Annotated in this window: 17 protein-coding genes, 1 riboswitch and 1 other annotated feature; of the genes, 6 read left to right on the top strand and 11 right to left on the bottom strand. The window is 37.6% G+C overall.

All coding sequences use genetic code 11. From position 1 onward, the window contains the following. Nucleotides 1–349: 349 nt before the first annotated feature. A complete protein-coding gene (locus tag H0486_RS01260) occupies nt 350–1,375 on the top strand; it encodes an ROK family protein (RefSeq protein WP_228351297.1) in 1,026 nt (341 codons plus the stop codon). Then, nucleotides 1,369–2,574 carry an MFS transporter gene (locus tag H0486_RS01255; RefSeq protein WP_228354330.1) on the top strand — a complete coding sequence of 402 codons (1,206 nt, stop codon included), beginning with the start codon at nt 1,369–1,371 and terminating at the stop codon, nt 2,572–2,574. The genes H0486_RS01260 and H0486_RS01255 overlap by 7 nt, the downstream gene beginning before the upstream one ends. Nucleotides 2,575–2,770: 196 nt before the next feature. Here H0486_RS01255 and H0486_RS01250 read toward each other — a convergent pair whose 3' ends face one another. The 9 genes from H0486_RS01250 to H0486_RS01210 form a co-directional block, all read right to left on the bottom strand. Then, a complete protein-coding gene (locus H0486_RS01250; protein ID WP_228351296.1) occupies nt 2,771–3,337 on the bottom strand; it encodes a folate family ECF transporter S component in 567 nt (188 codons plus the stop codon). A 102-nt stretch (nt 3,338–3,439) separates the two neighbouring features. After that, nucleotides 3,440–3,536, bottom strand: a riboswitch (THF riboswitch). A 169-nt stretch (nt 3,537–3,705) separates the two neighbouring features. Then, complete coding sequence (locus H0486_RS01245) at nt 3,706–4,212, bottom strand: hypothetical protein (RefSeq protein WP_228351295.1); 507 nt, start codon at nt 4,210–4,212, stop codon at nt 3,706–3,708. A 44-nt stretch (nt 4,213–4,256) separates the two neighbouring features. Next, on the bottom strand, nt 4,257–5,030 hold the full coding sequence (locus H0486_RS01240) for an ABC transporter ATP-binding protein (protein ID WP_228351294.1): 774 nt from the start codon (nt 5,028–5,030) through the stop codon (nt 4,257–4,259). Continuing rightward, the gene (locus H0486_RS01235) at nt 5,023–5,913 is read right to left on the bottom strand and encodes an ABC transporter permease (RefSeq protein ID WP_228351293.1); all 891 of its coding nucleotides are present in this window, start codon (nt 5,911–5,913) and stop codon (nt 5,023–5,025) included. The genes H0486_RS01240 and H0486_RS01235 overlap by 8 nt, the downstream gene beginning before the upstream one ends. Nucleotides 5,914–6,103: 190 nt before the next feature. Continuing rightward, on the bottom strand, nt 6,104–7,108 hold the full coding sequence (locus H0486_RS01230) for an ABC transporter substrate-binding protein (RefSeq protein WP_228351292.1): 1,005 nt from the start codon (nt 7,106–7,108) through the stop codon (nt 6,104–6,106). Nucleotides 7,109–7,202: 94 nt separating this feature from the next. Further along, nucleotides 7,203–7,449 (bottom strand) — a binding site (T-box leader). A 245-nt stretch (nt 7,450–7,694) separates the two neighbouring features. Beyond that, complete coding sequence (locus H0486_RS01225; RefSeq protein ID WP_228351291.1) at nt 7,695–8,534, bottom strand: linear amide C-N hydrolase; 840 nt, start codon at nt 8,532–8,534, stop codon at nt 7,695–7,697. A 254-nt stretch (nt 8,535–8,788) separates the two neighbouring features. Further along, nucleotides 8,789–9,397 (bottom strand): manganese catalase family protein, encoded by a 609-nt coding sequence (locus H0486_RS01220; protein WP_228351290.1) that lies wholly within the window; start codon nt 9,395–9,397, stop codon nt 8,789–8,791. A gap of 3 nt (nt 9,398–9,400) precedes the next feature. After that, nucleotides 9,401–9,658 (bottom strand): spore coat protein CotJB, encoded by a 258-nt coding sequence (locus tag H0486_RS01215; protein WP_228351289.1) that lies wholly within the window; start codon nt 9,656–9,658, stop codon nt 9,401–9,403. A gap of 1 nt (nt 9,659) precedes the next feature. Continuing rightward, nucleotides 9,660–9,950, bottom strand: a complete 291-nt coding sequence (locus tag H0486_RS01210) for a spore coat associated protein CotJA (protein ID WP_228351288.1) — start codon at nt 9,948–9,950, stop codon at nt 9,660–9,662. A gap of 301 nt (nt 9,951–10,251) precedes the next feature. On the opposite strand from H0486_RS01210, the gene H0486_RS01205 reads away from it, so the two are divergent. The 3 genes from H0486_RS01205 (at nt 10,252) to H0486_RS01195 (ending at nt 13,722) form a co-directional block, all read left to right on the top strand. Then, complete coding sequence (locus tag H0486_RS01205; RefSeq protein WP_228351287.1) at nt 10,252–11,721, top strand: ISLre2 family transposase; 1,470 nt, start codon at nt 10,252–10,254, stop codon at nt 11,719–11,721. Between the two features lie 175 nt (nt 11,722–11,896). Then, nucleotides 11,897–12,823 (top strand): diacylglycerol/lipid kinase family protein, encoded by a 927-nt coding sequence (locus tag H0486_RS01200; RefSeq protein WP_228351286.1) that lies wholly within the window; start codon nt 11,897–11,899, stop codon nt 12,821–12,823. Nucleotides 12,824–12,840: 17 nt separating this feature from the next. Next, nucleotides 12,841–13,722 carry a VanZ family protein gene (locus tag H0486_RS01195; RefSeq protein WP_228351285.1) on the top strand — a complete coding sequence of 294 codons (882 nt, stop codon included), beginning with the start codon at nt 12,841–12,843 and terminating at the stop codon, nt 13,720–13,722. A gap of 41 nt (nt 13,723–13,763) precedes the next feature. On the opposite strand, the gene H0486_RS01190 is transcribed toward H0486_RS01195, so the two are convergent. Further along, nucleotides 13,764–16,184: an ATP-dependent DNA helicase gene (locus tag H0486_RS01190; RefSeq protein WP_228351284.1), complete on the bottom strand. Its 2,421-nt coding sequence runs from the start codon at nt 16,182–16,184 to the stop codon at nt 13,764–13,766. A 211-nt stretch (nt 16,185–16,395) separates the two neighbouring features. Next, a complete protein-coding gene (locus H0486_RS01185) occupies nt 16,396–16,977 on the bottom strand; it encodes a hypothetical protein (RefSeq protein ID WP_228351283.1) in 582 nt (193 codons plus the stop codon). Nucleotides 16,978–17,431: 454 nt separating this feature from the next. Here H0486_RS01185 and H0486_RS01180 point away from each other — a divergent pair, with 454 nt between their 5' ends. Further along, a complete protein-coding gene (locus H0486_RS01180) occupies nt 17,432–17,794 on the top strand; it encodes a DUF1292 domain-containing protein (RefSeq protein ID WP_228351282.1) in 363 nt (120 codons plus the stop codon). Nucleotides 17,795–17,877: the final 83 nt, after the last annotated feature.

Genomic DNA, 17,877 nt, shown 5'->3' with positions numbered 1-17,877 from the left:
CAATCCTTATATAATTTATTGTGTATTCCAACACTTGTCAAGAAATATTCGCACTATTTCAATATAATATAGTAAGCTAACAAAACAAAGTCCTATATTATCATGCAATTTTATTGAATTATTACCTCTATCTGCTTGACTTTTTCATTTTTCAACACGAAAAAAATATGATTATGGGAATTGTCCTTAAGATTCTTATTTCTTACTTATTGTTCTTGACATATAAAACATATTGTTATACACTTATTACAGTTACTTTATAAAGTGACTTTATTAAGAAACTTTATTAAGTTTGTGATAAGTAAAAGTGAGCTCTTGGTATTATATCTCTTTGAAGGGCAGAAAGGAGATGAGATTTAAATTGAAGGCTAATCGCAAGCAAATGAAAGAAATTAATAAGAATATACTGAGAAAAGCATTAAAGCAGAGGAGAAAAACAACAAAGGTTGAATTATCCCAGTTAACAGAATTAAGTGTTGTGACAGTTAACTCTCTGATCAGCGAGATGGTATTATCTGGTGAAGTGATTGAGGGTGATGATATTCCGTCCAATGGTGGAAGGCCATCAAAGCAATATATTTATAACGATAATTATAAGCAATCTATCATTATATATGGCTATCAGGATAACAATAAGAACTTATTTCACATGCTTGTGGTAGACTCCTTTGGAGTCTGTTTATCCCGGAAGAAAGGATATATTGAACATGTTATGAACAATAGCTTTGATTCTTGGATTAAAGCTGCATTTCAATCCTATGCGAATATTTGTACTATCGTATTTGGCTTACCCGGTGCTGAGGAAAATGGTGTAATCTACGTTCACGATTATCCAGATATTATCGGGGATCAATTCATTACTTATTATCAAGAAAAGTACGGTGTGTCTGTGATTTATGAAAATGATATTAATGCAACTACCTTGGGATTTTATTCACGACAGAATAAAGCAACAGTACAAACCGTTGTGGGTCTTTATTACCCAAGAATATATGGTCCCGGAGCCGGCACTGTGATAATGGGAGAAATATATAGAGGCTGCAGGAATTTTGCCGGTGAGGTTGGCTGGATCCCCCTAATTCCTTCCTGGAAAGATCTAAACTATGATGATCCGGAAGAAGTACTTCTCATGTTACGTCAAATTGTTGTTATGTACTGTTGCATTCTTGCACCTGAGAATATTGTTATTTATGGCGACTTCTTGAATAATGATATCCTATGCAGCTTAATTGAACAGGTTCGGACTCTGCTTAATGGTAATTTCATACCGGACATTTCGTTTGAAAGAAGCCTGGAAAGAGACTTTGAGCTTGGATTAATTCAGCTTGTACTAAAAGAATATGAAAGAATTGAGGGATTGGCATTATGGTGTTAACGGTATTATTACTTATAATCTACTTTGCATTTATCAGCTTAGGTCTTCCGGATTCCCTTCTTGGTTCCGCCTGGCCATCCATGTATCAGGAGATGGGCGTCCCCATTTCCTATGCCGGTATTGTCTCAATGATAACAGCCGGAGGGACCATCCTCTCCAGCTTGTTTAGTGACAAGCTAATTAGAAAATTTGGTACCGGTTTGATTACTTCGATCAGTGTATTGATGACTGCTGGTGCACTAGTCGGATTTTCCTTCAGTAATGAATTTTATTTGTTATGTCTGTTTGCCATACCTTTAGGTCTGGGAGCAGGTTCAGTGGATGCTGCTCTGAATAATTATGTGGCTCTCCATTATAAAGCAAAGCATATGAGTTGGCTTCATTGCTTCTGGGGTGTTGGTGCTATGACTGGCCCGATTATTATGTCACGTTACTTAGAACGGGGGTACTTTTTTCAATCCGGTTACCGCGCCGTAGCAATTATACAATTTATCTTAGTAGCAATATTATTTATTTCCTTACCCTTGTGGAAAAAAGGTTCCCGATTGAATAGCGTTGAAGCAGAGAATATAGAAGGGATCGAAAAGGTTATCCCGGAGCATAAAGTAATAAGCAAAAAAGATCTTCTGGGCCTGCCTGGAGCCAAACAGGTGTTAATTGCTTTCTTTTGCTATTGTTCGATCGAAGCAACCACTGGCCTATGGGGAAGCAGTTATGCCGTGATGACTCATGGCATACAGGCAGATACGGCGGCAAGGTGGGCATCCTTATTCTTTTTCGGAATTACCTTTGGCAGATTTTTATCCGGTTTTGTAACACTGAAGTTAAATAACAGACAAATGGTACGTTTAGGTGAAGTATTCATCACGGTCGGCATCATTCTAATCATGCTTCCCGCTGGTCAAGTTACTTCCTTACTAGGATTCATTCTCACCGGAGTTGGTTGTGCACCAATATATCCCAGTCTGTTACATGAGACACCTGAGAACTTTGGTGCGGAATACTCACAATCCATTATGGGAGTACAGATGGCCTGTGCATATGTGGGGAGTACATTCATCCCTCCGATCTTTGGTGCAGTTGCATCCAAATTAGGGTATTCGATTATGCCGTATTTTACAGGCTTCCTCCTTATATTGATGTTTGTAATGACCGAAATGTTAAATAAGAGGGTTGATGCAAAGAAAAATATGAAGTGATAACTATTTGATTTATGTGGTGAATTCTCTGGTTCTAAGAGACTGATCAGAATTTCTACCATATGAATAAGGATCAGGGCCTTATCCGACTTCTCCGCTCATGAGAATGGATACGACCCTGATCTTTGTATACGATATCTTTACTATCATTATATTCTATACAATAGTAATAAGTCCCATTTTATAGTTACTGTTATTATGCCTTCGCTCTGCCTCTCTTAAGAACCCTTAATACTCCGCTAGCATCTACCGCTTTGATTAACCCAAAAAGCAAAAAGGTTTCAATCGGAAGTAAGATTAAATTCTTCAGTGCTCTGACTGGCAATAGAGCTAAAAATGCATCCCCATTAAGAAGGGTAAGCCAATAGGTGTCTAATAAAATGCTGATAAATATTACGCGTAAAAGATTTGCTATAAATATCCGTTTCAGACTGATTGGTTTTCGATAAAGTATCGTTCCGAAGAGTAACCCTTTCAATGCTGCACTTACGGTAAAGCCATAGAAAAAAGCCCCTGTCGGCTTAACAATGAACGTTAAGATATCCATGGCTGCTCCATATACGGCACCAAATACCGGCCCGAATAGATAAAAGATAAAATTATTCGGCAGATACGTAAAGCCAATCTTTAGAAAGTCACCGATCATAATCGTGAATACCCCTAATACGATCGAGATAGCTCCAAACATGGCCGCCGTGGCAATACTTCTTACATTTTTTAATTCCAGGTAAGATGAGTGAAATAGTTCCTTAAAATTTTTCATAAAAAAATTACCTCCTTTGCAGACCTTTTACTACAAGAAGAGATAACCTCAGCTTAAGTGAAGTATTATGGTTCACCTAGTGATATTCTGTTATCTTATTGTAGCAGCGGGATGCGAACCATATACCGCAAGTTTCCTTTTCGTCCGGTTGACAACTCCCTGTTCATCCGGCACTTAACGCACATGGTCCTACTCTGCTTCTCTAAATTTTTATCCTAAGTATATCACAGTATGCTATATTTGCAATACCCATTTTCCGTAAAAATGTCATGGTATCTGAAATAGCTTTGAACGGATTCTCGATGGATAGGGGATTCCATCCACTTCTAATTAATCTGCATATTTATACGAATCGTTATCTGACAATATTATAGATCGTCGTATTCACCACCATAAACTGCACCATTCATCTTTTCATAAGATTTCTCATGCAAAAGTGCTTCTTGATGATATTTTTGATTCGTGTATTTCTTATAATAATACTCTTTAATTAAGTCCAAATCTTTTCTGTATTTCTCTACTCCCATAACACATACTCTAGTCCATAAAAGTCTATCTATTGAAATAATAAAAATATTTTCATCCTCAATAGCATCTTTTTTAAAAAAATCATAATCAAGGTGTGCAATACTTCTCCATATCTCAAATTCGTCTATGACCACACCCAGATCCCCATATAAATCTTTTCTCTGATCAGGATATTTTTGAGCAAGCGCTTGATAATCTGTATCGGTTATTATAAGGTCAATGTCTCCGCCGGATTGTCTCATTTCGTAATATTCCATTGCCATTCCACCGATTAGTATAGGCTTCTCTGAAAATAGCAAGTCATGAGATACTAACATTTCATTAACTCGACTTACAACATTGTTCATTTTGTACCTCCTCATGGATTAATACCTTAATCATGCTCATATCATTAGTTACCGCATTCAATACTGATTTGGTTAAATTGATCCAGAATATCCTCAATCCGCATCGCTTGCTTATCCTGCCCCGCTTTATCAATCACCACTTCACCCTGATGCATCATGATAAGCCGGTTACCATATTCCACGGCATACCGAAGATTATGTGTAACCATAATGGTTGTTAGCTTCTTTTCCTTAACCACCTGGTCAGTGAGCTGCATAATAAGCTCTGCCGTCTTAGGGTCCAAGGCAGCTGTATGCTCATCCAGAATCAAGAATTCAATCGGAGTCATGGTTGCCATTAATAACGCCATGGCCTGCCTCTGTCCACCCGATAAGGAACCAACAGGTACCTCCAGTTTATCCTCAAGACCTAGATTTAATTTACGAAGATTCTCGCGGTAATACTCTATTCTTTTTTTGTTCGTACCTTTTCTTAGGTTAAAGCTTTTTCCTTTGTTATCTGCCAATGACATATTCTCAAGTATCGTCATAGAAGGGCAGGTTCCCATTGCAGGATTCTGATATACTCGGCCAATTCGTCTCTGTCGTTTGAATTCAGGCATAAAAGTAATATTTTCTCCACTAATAATAATATTACCACTATCTATGGGAATACTTCCGCAAATGATATTCAGCATGGAGGTCTTACCAGATCCGTTACTGCCTACCACAGATACGAACTCACCATCCCGAACTATCAGATTGAAATTCTGAAAGAGACACATCTCATTGACCGTACCGGGGTTATAGTATTTATTAATATTTTGTAATTCAATCATTTGCCTTCACCCTCCTCTTACGCTCATTGCTTATTACCAGAATTCCAAGGAATAGGATCGCTGTGATTAATTTCAGGTCGGATGCCTCCATACCGAGCGCAATGGCTGTCGCTACACATGCTTTATATACGATAGATCCTACAATTACTGCAGTGGTAGCCTTTACTAAGCTAACCCTTTTGAATATATTCGTTCCAATAATTACGCTTGCCAAACCAATAACAATTGCTCCGGTACCAGTGGAGATCTCAAAAAAACCGCTTTTCTGAGTGTAGATACAACCTGCAAGAGCAACAAAGGCATTGGCAATTGCCAGTCCGACTATTTTTACAAATCCCTTATCTTTTGCCAGTGAGGTTACTAATGTAGCATTGTCACCAACTGCACGAAGCAAATAACCGGACTTTGTCTTAAGGTATAAATCCAGTAAAAGCTTCATAATCACTGTAATTATTAACAAAATTGTCAAAGTCATAAACGGTTGATAGGCTTCGGGTATATAATTACGAATAATCTCATTATCAAAAATCGTTTCCTTCGAAAAGATTGCGACATTTGCCTTTCCTGCAATCCGAAGGTTAATGGAGTACAAAGCTGTCATCATAATAATTCCTGACAGCAAATCTCTGACCTTAAGCTTCACATGGATAAGGCCGGTTAATATTCCGGCAACAGCTCCGATGAGAAAGGATATAATGAGCGTTAGAAGTGGATTTACCCCAGCAACTATGAGCACTGCCGTTACAGCTCCTCCCAACGGAAAGGTTCCGTCCACGGACAGATCCGGAAAATCTAAGATTTTATAGGTTATGTATACACCGAGTGCCATGATTGCATATAACAGGCCTTCTTCTAATACACCTATACCAATTGTAAATAACATAACTTACCTCCTCAGAAATTATAAGTTGGCTCAATATCAATGTCCGCTTTCGCCAAAGATATAACACTAGTTTATCTTACGGCAAAATCAGATATTTGACAAGAGCCAACTGTTTAATCCTTTTCCATTTATTCCATTCTGTTCCTTATCAATCGGAAGACCCACTAAGCTGAACAGTATCCATAATCAATTACTCGGAGATAGTCTGAAACATTTCCTTTGCGCCTTTCACTAAATCCTCTGGAAGAGTAATTCCCAGGTTTTCGGCTACCTTAGTATTTCCGTAGAAGGAAGCCTCTTCAATAACCTCAAAATTTATCTCACTTGCTTTCTTTTCTCCCTTTAATACCTGAGCAGCCATCTTACCAGTCTGTATCCCCAGGTCATAATAATCAAGTCCTACAGTTGCAAGACATCCAATTTTAACCTGCTCTACTTCACTTCCGAAGACCGGTATATTCTTTTCAGCCGCTTTGTCCAGGATGAGAGGTAACGAGCTAACTACGGTGTTATCTGTCAGATTATTAATGCAGTCTACTTTCTCTAAGAGATTATCCGCTGCTAACGGAATATCTGCTGTTGTTGATATACCGCTTTCTACAATTTCAAATCCATATGCCGGTGCTGCTGCCTTATATTCCTCAATTGCAGATACGGAGTTTACTTCACTAGTACTATACATGATACCAATGGTTTTTGCCTCGGGTAGAATAGCTCGGATCATTTCTAACTGACGTTCTACAGGAAGTTTATCGCTGGTACCGGTAACATTGCCGTTAGGAGTTCCGTCTGCTTTTGCAAGCTCAGCCAAAACCGGATCTGTTACTGCCGTAAAAATAACAGGAATATCTGTGTTCTTAGCTGCACCAAATGCACTTTGTGCCATAGGAGTAGCGATGGCACAGATTAAATCCACCTTGTTTGCTACAAAGTTATTCGCAATTTGTCCGGCAATTGCGCCATCTGCCTGTGCATTCTCAAATTTTACTTCCAGGTTCTCTCCCTCGACATATCCCTCTTGCTTTAATCCTTCCAGGAAACCATTTTTACAGTTATCCAAGGATCCATGCTCTGCAAATTGACCTATTCCGATGGTAACCTTGCTTTTACCTGATGTACCGGTAGTAGTGCCACATCCTACGAGTAGGCCTGCTGTAAGCGCTAACATAATTGCTACTGAGATTATTTTTTTCATTACTTTCCTCCATTCCGCCGCCCCTTGCGGCATTTTATTAATAGTTTTAATAATTTGTATATTTTTGCAATAAAAAATCTCAAGTAATAATCTTACTTGAGACGAATTATATCCGCGGTACCACTCAAATTAACCAGGAAGTCCAGCTTCCAAGTTCACTCGCTTCGTATACAAAAATATACGCCACTATGATAACGGTCATGGTTTCCGTCAACTCCTACTATGATTTCGGGTTGCCCTCAAAAGCCCATTCAGCTAAAAACTTCATATCGCATTCACACCACACAGCGACTCTCTGTAATGTCGTACTAAAGCTTACTCTTCTTTCTCATCGGTTTTTCATATTAATGAAACTATGATAATACCTAAGTTTGATTTTGTCAACTGGTTTTATAAATTTATTCCAATCAGAATCCAGGCATCAACAGACTCCTTTATCAAAGCCTGAATGATTGTATGGGCAATTCTTTCTGTAACTGCCAATATGACATGTAAATAAAAAGTGACTATGTATGCCAATATAGTCACTTTTTTATTTGAACTTAATCTTAATTCCTACCAATTGATCTTATTTTTCATATGATTTTTACTTATACAATCTAATAAGATCATTCACTAATATTTCTCCATTCGTAAATTGAATTATATTATTGCTTAAAAATCCATCCAATGATTGTATTGTTTTTTCTTTAACAGAAATCTTCCACCTTTTACTAAAATCTTTTTTGAAGCAAATATATATTTCATTATTTAATGGTTCATAAACTATGGAACACAGAGTTGGACTCTGAGAAGTCGTATCCTGTGAAGTTCTTTGTAAAACTTCAAAAGCTTCATCTATTCCAAAGCTATGAATATTATTATGAATATATTCATGGGCACAAATATATCGATCAGCACCTAAACCATTTACTTCATTATAATTTGCCTCCATAAAATTCCCATTTGGAAAATTAGTCATAACAATAGAATCATTACGGATAGGACATACTGTATTGGCATCTTTTCCTTCTTCCAGAATAAATGCATCACCAGTTTTATCAGCGATCATGGTATGTAACCCCAAATATGGAAATAATGGATTTCTGGGATACGAGATTACTCTCTTATTAAGAATTCCAAAAAATTCAGATGCTTTTTTTGTTTTCTTTAGCGCTTCATCAAATATATCAAAAGCAAACCAATCGTTTTCGTCACAATTTGATTTAAAACCGGAACCATATTCTACTGCTTGAGTACAGACAAAAAGACCTTCACTGTTAAAACCGGCGATTTCCCTGTATATGTTATCTGCTAAGCCTGCAAAGTAAAATAAGTTCATACCATTATAACTATTGATTTTTAGTTTTAAATCAATATCAACGGTATCGAAATTCATGCCATAAATAGCTTTTTCTTGATGGTATACTGCAAAACTTGTACACATTTTGGATCCTCTTTTCATATATCATTTTATCATATCATGTGCTTAGAGTTTTTATAGAACTATATAACTAATTTACCATTGGCTTCACCGCTTTCTTAAACTTCCACCCATATGATATCTCCCATCATCCCGATAGTTCAACCTAAATCATTTTTCAGAATCAAAAGTGCGCCATTTAAGTTTTATTGTCATTATGTAACCGCCCTCATTACCCTTATTGAGGGCGGTGTTATTTCAAATTTTATTCCGATAAACTATTTTGAAAAATCAGCCGGGAATGCTGGATTAATTGCATAGAAATTCTTAGAATCCATGTTATCAGTTATCATACGTAATGCCTCACCAAATCGTTGGAAATGGATAATTTCTCTCTTTCTTAAGAATTTGATCGGTTCACACACATCATGATCGTGTACAAGACGAAGAATATTATCGTAAGTTGTTCTTGCTTTTTGCTCTGCTGCCATGTCTTCTACTAAATCCGTAATCGGGTCACCTTTACTTTGGAAGAAACAGGAGTTAAACGGAATGCCACCCGCTGACTGCGGCCACAAGCCTAATGTATGGTCGACATAATAATTCTGGAAGCCACCTTCCACGATTTGCTCTGGAGTAAGACCATCAGTGAGCTGATGGACAATCGCACTGACAATTTCCATATGAGCAAGTTCTTCTGTTCCAATGTCTGTTAATAGGCCTGCTATCTTTCTGTTAGGCATGGTATATCGTTGAGATAAATAACGCATGGATGCAGCAAGTTCACCATCGGGACCGCCGAATTGGCTCATTATAACCTGCGCCAGCTTAGGATTGCACTGATCAATTTTTACCGGACATTGCAGTCTTTTTTCATAACTCCACATACACTAGCACCTTCCTTCCCAAGGCCACGGATCTTCAACCCAAGCCCACTTACAGTCATTTTCTACATGATACATTTCAATTGGTCCATAGCATTTCGTGTACTCGTGTACTGCTTCATTTCTGACCCTTTGAATTCTATCCCAGTATTCTAAAGCGGCTCTGTCTGTCGGATGTGTATCAAGAAATAATCTCAGTTCATCCATAACAAAACTTGTTGCCGTAATGCAAGCAAATAATTTTTCTCTATTATTTCCGTCCATCCTATTTACAACTCCTTCCATACCAGTCTAGATCCAATTCCTTGAATAATGTTCCATGGCACAGTGCCTCGAATTCGTTTTCGAATAAGTTTCTAAATTGCTGCCACGGTACATAGCACATTGCAAGCGGGAAGCGGTCAAAATCTTCGTGGTAGTCATCCCTATCACAGGTATACTCTGGTGAATATCCCAAGACATCTCCACATACGGGATCATTGGAACGATATGGTGCTGTCCTTCTATTATTACAGTGATTACTTCCCATATTGCCTCGGTATGTCCGTCTATCCATAAAAAAATCTCTCCTTTCAAATGATATAATGAGCAACCTACCTGTAATCGTTGTTCTATATATACTATGAAGAAGGGACAATTCTGTGCGTGTATTACTAGCAGGATCGCTATTCATTTTTGTAAAATATCGCGTCCGTTAATATAAACCAGTCGTTACAATCCAATTATTAACCGTAACATTCCTTACTTATAGCGTAAAATTTTTGTAGGAAAAAATAAATAAAGAATAAGAGAACACCAAACTTTGTGTTAAGATTAAGTCATCACACAAAACAAAACATAAAGGAAGGTGTTCTCTTATGATTAAAAGTATACAACATTTTGAAGAGGTTGGCATTAGAAATCTTGAAAAAGAAGTAGAAAAATTTTTGAAGAATCCAAAGGATATGGCTTCCTTTGTCTATGGAATTCAAGACAACATAATTAAGCTTGGTCTGGATATTATTAAAGAAACACTAGAAAGCTGTGATGAAACGCTAAGGAATAGTGGAAAGAGGAAAAAGGATTGGCAAATCGTAAAGAAGGATGAAAAAACTCTTATCACATCATTAGGAAAGGTCTGTTTTGAGAAAACCTTATTTAAGAATAAGGTAACTGGGGAAAGGGGCTATCTCTTAGATCGGATATTAGGTATTGAAGGGCATGAAAGATTAACTGAGGATGCAGAAGCAAAAATGCTTGAAGAATCAGTTGAAACATCCTATCGTAAGGCAGGTCAGGCAATCAGTATAAGTGAAATTGTAAGCAAGCAGACGGTGAAGAATAAAATTCATAGCCTTGAGTTTCAAAACGAATATAAAGATTTACCTAATAAGAAAAAAGTAAAATACTTGTACATAGACGCAGATGAAGATCATATATCCTTACAATTCCGGGAACGGAAAGGGGATCTTGTGAAAAATGATAATCATGTGAAGAATAACTGCATAATAACCAAAATCGTCTATGTATATGAGGGAATAGAAAAAGAAGGTCCGAAAAGTAAACGAAATCGGCTTATAAATCCTTACTACTTTTGTGGCACATACTCTGGAGAAGATAATAGTAAACTTTGGGATGAGGTGTATGACTATATACGTTGTAACTACGATATAGACAGCATCGAGAAAATATATCTAAATGGAGATGGAGGAGGGTGGATAAAAGCAGGAAAAAGAAGACTGGCCGGACTTACCTATGTTCTGGATGAATTTCATTTAAACAAGTATATGATACGAGCCACATCACATTTACTGGATTCAGCTGAAGAAGCACGTCAGGAAATGTTTAAAACGATGAGAAGTGGGACGAAGAGAGAATTCGAAAAAGTGATAGAAAAGATTTTGAAGGTTACAGACGGAGAAGCAACCATAAAGAGAGTCAAAGAGAGTAAAGAATATATTCTCTCTAATTGGTCTGCAGTGAAAGTTCGTTTAGAAGAAAAAGAAGGTATAGTGGGATGTAGTGCAGAAGGCCATGTCAGTCATGTGCTGTCCTCAAGGATGAGTTCAAGACCAATGGGATGGAGTAGGATGGGTGTAGATAAGATGGCACATTTAAGAGCGTATTATTATAATGGTGGAGATATGCTGGAATTGGTAAGAAAACAGAGGAGGCAGACAAAGGCTGCAGGAGCTGAAGAAAATGATATAATAAGCTGTGAGGAGGTTCTTCGTTCTGAGAAGAATAAACGTAATGAACTGGGTAAGTATATGGAAAGTATAAGCCATAGTGTGAGTGCTGATGTAAGGAAATATGCATGGTTTAACGCCCATATATGGGGCTTGTAAAAGAATATATAAAAAGGTATAGTATAGGTGTGAATTCTAAAACACATCTTTGGTGAACTTCGCCTCTCTATTTCCTACAGTATAGTTACGCAATCTTCCTTACTGCAAATGATTGACATTATGTTTAATTTCATATAATATTTATCTATAGACTGCAGGCAAGGGAGCGTATCATATGTATCATTTTATCATCAACCCAAAATCAAGCTCCGGAAGAGGTATTCGGTATTGGTGGATTGTCAAGAGTGAACTGGATCGTCAACAGATTTCATATTCTGCTACCTTTACGAAGCATATGGGACATGCTACAGAACTCACTGAGCAAATATGCAATGAAAATCCCGGTATTAAGAATATTGTTGTACTAGGTGGTGATGGTACCATTAATGAAGTTGTTAATGGTATACCGAATTTTTCTGAGGTGTTATTAGGATATATTCCTTCTGGCTCCAGTAATGATTTGGCCAGAAGCCTTGGTATCCCGAATGATCCGATTAAAGCCTTGTGTAATATTCTTAAGCCTTCCAAATTTCAATACTTGGATATCGGAAAGATTGACTTTATTAATATGTCCACTGCACCAAGGAAATTTGCCTGCTCCAGTGGTATGGGTTATGATGCCAATGTATGCATGGAGGTACAAGCCTCTCCTCTGAAACGTAGACTAAACCGCTTCGGTGCGGGTAAACTGGTATATATCGCAATTGCTATAAAGCAACTGTTTTTTACCAAGCAATTAAACGCTACCGTAATTGTGGATGGCGTAAAAAAGGACACCTATCGTAAAATACTTCTGGTGTCAAGTATGATTCATAAATATGAAGGCGGAGGCTTGCGAATAACGCCTGATGCCAGTCCTACCGATGGTAAACTTAGTATCTGTCTGGTTCATGGACTTAGTAAGTTAAGAACACTCATTTTATTGCCAACGATATTCGTTGGTAAGCATGTTAAGTTTAAAGGAATAGAGACATTTCACTGTTCTGAGATTGAGATCATAGCCGACGATATTACTGCTGTACATACGGATGGAGAAATTCCTGCTGTTTGTTCCCATATCAAGGTACAATGCATAGCAGGGCAAATACGAATGATATTATAAGAAAGTAGGCGTTTAGGATGCAAAGACGAACCAATATTCAGGTTTCTTCCATGATCATTTTATTAAGTATACTTACCATTCTAATTCAATTCGTTACTTATTATTTCTTTGCATCATATATTATTATTTGGGGTATTTCCCTGATTATTTCCCTGATTTGCTGCCACCTGCTGCTGGAGCAATCAGTCAATTATGATACCTGCTTTCAGTATTCCATATTAACTTTATTTATTAGTTTAATTATTATTGTATTAACCTACTTCGAGAAAGACTACCGCTTACTTCCGTTTACCGGAGCTATGGCTGGAATTGCATTTATCAACTGGTTTGCACCTTTGCTTCATTGCTACATCCGCAGTATGATAGGCTATGGTACAAAGATTGATGATTTTGGTATCTTTTATCGAAATAGTAATATTATATTCTACCTCTTTTATATTGGAGTTCTTATTTATGGGAATTTCTCACCGAATGCCTTTCCCTGGGCATATCGGGCGATCGGACACGAGGTAAATGTGATGCCCTTTGATGTGATATCTGTGCAGATTGAAGATTATTTGTTTGGAGCTATTCCTCTGAGCAATATTATAATCTATCTGTTAAGTCGAATTGCCATATTTATTCCTTATGGCTTCGGACTAGCTTTATTATTACGCCACCAGTCCCGATTAGTCAAGTTTTTCTCACTCCTGGTTATTCCCTTCATAATTGAAGCCATTCAATATTTTACCATACCGGCAAGATGTGATATTGATGATCTTATTTATGCATTACTGGGTGGTTTAATCGGATCTGCACTATTTTTACTATCCAATTTTCTTTATCGAATTGTAAATGGACGAGATTTTCTCTCACACGATACAGAATTTCACTTTTCAAAAAATACGTATCATTATTAATAATGATACGTATTTTTTTACCTGAGTCCTTCCCTTTGACACTAACCTTTATTATCAACAAAATTCCAGAAGTCTTCCAACTTATTTTTCATGTTTAATTGATTTACAGTGATGAACGGGAACCACTCACGTGGAAACAGATTGTAATATTGCTTCTGAGTAAATCTCTCATCCAATAATAGTATGGCACCATAATCCTCTTTGGTCCGGATTACCCTGCCGGCTGATTGCAGAACTTTATTCATTCCTTGATAAAGGTACGCATAGTCAAAACCACACCCATTCTTCTCATCAAAATATCCCCGGAACAGCTCTCTTTCATTACACACCATAGGTAAACCGGTCCCAACGATTACTGCACCAATCAGACGATTGTTCTTTAGATCAATTCCTTCACTGAATATACCCCCCATTACACAAAATCCAATTCTGCTTTCTTTTGGGTTCTCTACAAATTCCTCTAAAAACGCTTCCTTCTCAGCCTCTGTCATATTATTACTCTGTACCACCAGGCCTTGCAGCTCTTCCTCTGCCATATCAGCGATTGCCTGCAGCATCTGATAGGATGGGAAGAACACCATATAATTGCCCGTCCTTGCTCCTGTGAAATCTCGTATATAGTTGAAGATTTTACGATATTCCTTTTCACTGCGTCTGGTATATTTTGTGCTCACATCATCCCCTACCATAATCAAGCGGTTTTCCGGAAGGAAAGAGGATGGAGCATAGACTGCATAATCCTCCTTTTTACCACCCAGCTGCTCCATATAATATCCGATGGGCAGTAAGGTTGCAGAAAACAATACGGAGCTTCTCCCTCGTTCCAGACAGGTCAGTAAATTCTTCGAAGGATCCATGCACTGCAGCTTAATACGGAAGCGGTCATTGTCATAGTCCGTATATATGGTATAGTTATCATCATGTATTTCATACATATTCAAAAAATGACGGATATCTAAGAATAATCGCAGGATTTCATCCTTTCCTTCCGTGATGGTACTTTCCTGAAGAAAAACCTCATATTCCGCCATTAGGCTGATTAAATGCATGCATAAACCATCCACATTATCAACCACTTCAAACTCATCACATTCCCTTTTCAGTCGAAGCAAGTCATTATTGCAATATTCCAAGTGTTTCGTAAGCTTACTGCTTTTCTCCTTTACCAACCGTTTAACTTCAAGAAAATCATCTTTATACAGAATAGCGCTATACATTTCCCTTGCTCTATCCACCAGATTATGTGCCTCATCCACCAAAAAAATATAATCACTCTGTTTCTCATTGGCAAAGAACCGTCTCAGATACACATTGGGATCAAAGGCATAATTATAATCACAGATGATTGCATCTGCCCAGAGGGTAACATCGAGGCCCATTTCAAAGGGGCATACACAATGCTTTTCAGCATATTCTTCAATATAATCTCTGGTTATCTCATTTTCGTTCGTCAGTAAATCATATACCGCATCATTAACACGATCATAATGTCCCTTTGCTCGGGGGCAGGAACCCGGATTACATTCCGGTTTTTCCAAGATGCATATCTTTTCTTTCGCAGTTATGGTGACCACCTTAAGCTTTGAGCCATGCTCACCTAAAAGCTTAAAGGTATCCTCCGCTACTGTCCTTGTTATTGTCTTCGCTGTAAGATAAAATATCTTCTCCGCAATTCCTTCTCCCATTGCCTTTACAGAAGGAAATACTGTTGATATCGTTTTACCTACACCGGTGGGAGCTTCAATAAATAATTTTTTCTTCCTTAGAATAGTTTTATATACACCGGTTACCAGTTCCTTCTGTCCATCCCGATAGGCAAATGGGAAATCCATTGCTTTAATCTCAGCATTTCGTTTATCCGTCCACTTAATCTGCCATACAGCCCATTTCGCATACTCATCAATCAGCTCCTGAAACCATGTCACCAACTCCTGATAAGAAAAGTCCTCTTCAAAATACTTCAAATTCTCCGTTTCTAAGTTGCAGTAAGTCATGCGTATCCCAATACGTTCATGTTGATTAATCGTAGCATAGATATACGCATAACACATTGCCTGTGCTCTGTGAACCCCAATGGGAGCATGCAGGTGAGATAACTCCATATATACTCCCTTTATTTCATCTATCGTTACAGCAGGAGGCTCGTTATCTTCTTTCTCAAACTGTAACACAGAAAAATCATCCTCACGTAAGGTCTCGTTGAATATAATTCCATCCGCTCTTCCCTCAACCGTTAAATCAAAGCTGATATTCTCCCTTGTAATCGGAACCGTTATGGATAATGGAACCTCTGCTGTATAATTTGCTCCCATCTGTTTCTGCAGCTTTCGGTGCATCCTGCTTCCTGCCTGCATTGCATCTGCATCACTTCTTGATTTGGTATTATCTATATCACCGGCACACAGAATAAACTCTACCAGGTTACGTACCGATATTCGTATATTTCTCTTCTCGTCCTGCATGACAGATACTCCTTATCCTTACCAAATAATCCTATTCCGATTCACCGAATCAAAAAGCATCCTAAAATGGAGATATCATCTTAAGATGCTATATCGTTCATATATTATAACATAATTAAAAGGTAATGAAAAGCAAATTGTAAACAAACGTTCTATTGCGGGGTATGTTTCCAGTCCACTATTTCACTTAAATCCGATCTGAATATGATTCTTAGAAAATAGAATCTTCATCAAGATCATCTAACAGACCATACTCATATCCCTTTGTCCAATTGATATTATTCGTTCTTTTTTGTTTCATTACCGGTCGCTTTTTCTTTTCGTTTTCTTCCTCCCGGTTCTTTTTCTGAACTGCTTTTTTCTCCCGTTCCAATCGGAGCATTGTCTCCAGCTTCTCGGTCTGCTGTTCTATATTCTTACTTTGTGAGCTTCTGTTCCTAGATTCACTGGATTTCCCTTTGGTAACTCTGTTCTCCTCTTCCTCGTCCTTATCCATACCATAATGGAAGGACATATAATTCTTATGCTCCCTTGACTTTACTTCCTTTGGTAAATTACCATAGGATCCATTTCCCTTGTACATAAATGTATTCGTTCTTGCTGGATCCGCATATTGGCCTTGCCTTTGATTTCTGCTAGTATGTTCTCTGTATTTCTGTTCTCTTAACATATTGGTCTGTTCTCTGTGTTTTTGCTCACTAGTCATATTGGTCTGTTCATTGAAATTCGGTTCATTAATTTTGTGCTCTCTAATCATCTCTGTCTTTTCTTTGTAATCTTGATTGCTGATCAATTTCTTCCGCTCCCCGGCCCTATCATTTCTCTCCCACAGCGTCTGATTCCGGATCTGTCATCTCCCGTATTAAATTGATCCAAGGACTGTTCTTCTTATCCTGCAGACACTGTTATTCATAAACTGAAATCTTGCCTTTGAACTCATTTGCATACTATGTTCTACGTATTTATTTTATGATATTTATGTATAAAGTCAATCATTTTTTTTGTAATTTGAACGTGGTAACACTAATTTTACTTAGAAAGAATCCGTTAGGTATGGGCTGGATTTTCGAAAGAACCGTAGTGGGAAATATATTTCCGATTTTTACTTGCATTTTTATCCTCAATCTGGTACATTCTAGTTATATTCCTCATATATTTTGAGGTATTAAATGAATTCTAATCGATGTGGAAATCTATTCGATGATCCGGAGTTCATTTTCATTAATTCTAAAAAGTGAGGTAGTATTATGGGTGAACACAATCACGGTGACGGCTGCGGATGCGGACATGATCACGAGTACGAGCACGATTCCATCACATTATCACTAGATGACGGTACGGAATTAAATTGTATTGTATTAGATATTTTTTCAGTTGATGGCAAGGATTATATTGCTCTTCAGCCAGAAGAAGGCGAAGATGATGATGATAACGTATTCTTATACCGCTTTATTCAGGAAGGTGACGAGGATCCTCAGCTTCTGAATATTGAAGATGATGATGAATTTGAGGCAGTTGCTGATGCCTTTGAAGAAATGTTAGATTCTATGGAATACGATGAAATGTTTGATGATGAAGATTTTGATGAATTAGAAGAAGAGGAAGAATAACAATTATATTTTATCATAATTGAATATTTTATCATTATTGAATCAGATAAAACAGACCGCATAATAAACCCTATGACTGTAAA

The organism is Variimorphobacter saccharofermentans (genome assembly GCF_014174405.1).
Classification (GTDB): domain Bacteria; phylum Bacillota; class Clostridia; order Lachnospirales; family Lachnospiraceae; genus Mobilitalea; species Mobilitalea saccharofermentans.
This window is presented reverse-complemented; position numbering and strand designations above follow the sequence as displayed.

What these genes read in the sequence shown, in the direction of transcription:
- H0486_RS01260 (WP_228351297.1), top strand. Translation starts at nt 350, where the DNA reads ATGAGATTTAAATTGAAGGCTAATCGCAAGCAAATGAAAGAAATTAAT.
- H0486_RS01250 (WP_228351296.1), bottom strand. Translation starts at nt 3,337, where the DNA reads ATGAAAAATTTTAAGGAACTATTTCACTCATCTTACCTGGAATTAAAA.
- H0486_RS01245 (WP_228351295.1), bottom strand. Translation starts at nt 4,212, where the DNA reads ATGAACAATGTTGTAAGTCGAGTTAATGAAATGTTAGTATCTCATGAC.
- H0486_RS01240 (WP_228351294.1), bottom strand. Translation starts at nt 5,030, where the DNA reads ATGATTGAATTACAAAATATTAATAAATACTATAACCCCGGTACGGTC.
- H0486_RS01235 (WP_228351293.1), bottom strand. Translation starts at nt 5,913, where the DNA reads ATGTTATTTACAATTGGTATAGGTGTATTAGAAGAAGGCCTGTTATAT.
- H0486_RS01230 (WP_228351292.1), bottom strand. Translation starts at nt 7,108, where the DNA reads ATGAAAAAAATAATCTCAGTAGCAATTATGTTAGCGCTTACAGCAGGC.
- H0486_RS01225 (WP_228351291.1), bottom strand. Translation starts at nt 8,534, where the DNA reads ATGTGTACAAGTTTTGCAGTATACCATCAAGAAAAAGCTATTTATGGC.
- H0486_RS01220 (WP_228351290.1), bottom strand. Translation starts at nt 9,397, where the DNA reads ATGTGGAGTTATGAAAAAAGACTGCAATGTCCGGTAAAAATTGATCAG.
- H0486_RS01215 (WP_228351289.1), bottom strand. Translation starts at nt 9,658, where the DNA reads ATGGACGGAAATAATAGAGAAAAATTATTTGCTTGCATTACGGCAACA.
- H0486_RS01210 (WP_228351288.1), bottom strand. Translation starts at nt 9,950, where the DNA reads ATGGATAGACGGACATACCGAGGCAATATGGGAAGTAATCACTGTAAT.
- H0486_RS01205 (WP_228351287.1), top strand. Translation starts at nt 10,252, where the DNA reads ATGATTAAAAGTATACAACATTTTGAAGAGGTTGGCATTAGAAATCTT.
- H0486_RS01200 (WP_228351286.1), top strand. Translation starts at nt 11,897, where the DNA reads ATGTATCATTTTATCATCAACCCAAAATCAAGCTCCGGAAGAGGTATT.
- H0486_RS01195 (WP_228351285.1), top strand. Translation starts at nt 12,841, where the DNA reads ATGCAAAGACGAACCAATATTCAGGTTTCTTCCATGATCATTTTATTA.
- H0486_RS01190 (WP_228351284.1), bottom strand. Translation starts at nt 16,184, where the DNA reads ATGCAGGACGAGAAGAGAAATATACGAATATCGGTACGTAACCTGGTA.
- H0486_RS01180 (WP_228351282.1), top strand. Translation starts at nt 17,432, where the DNA reads ATGGGTGAACACAATCACGGTGACGGCTGCGGATGCGGACATGATCAC.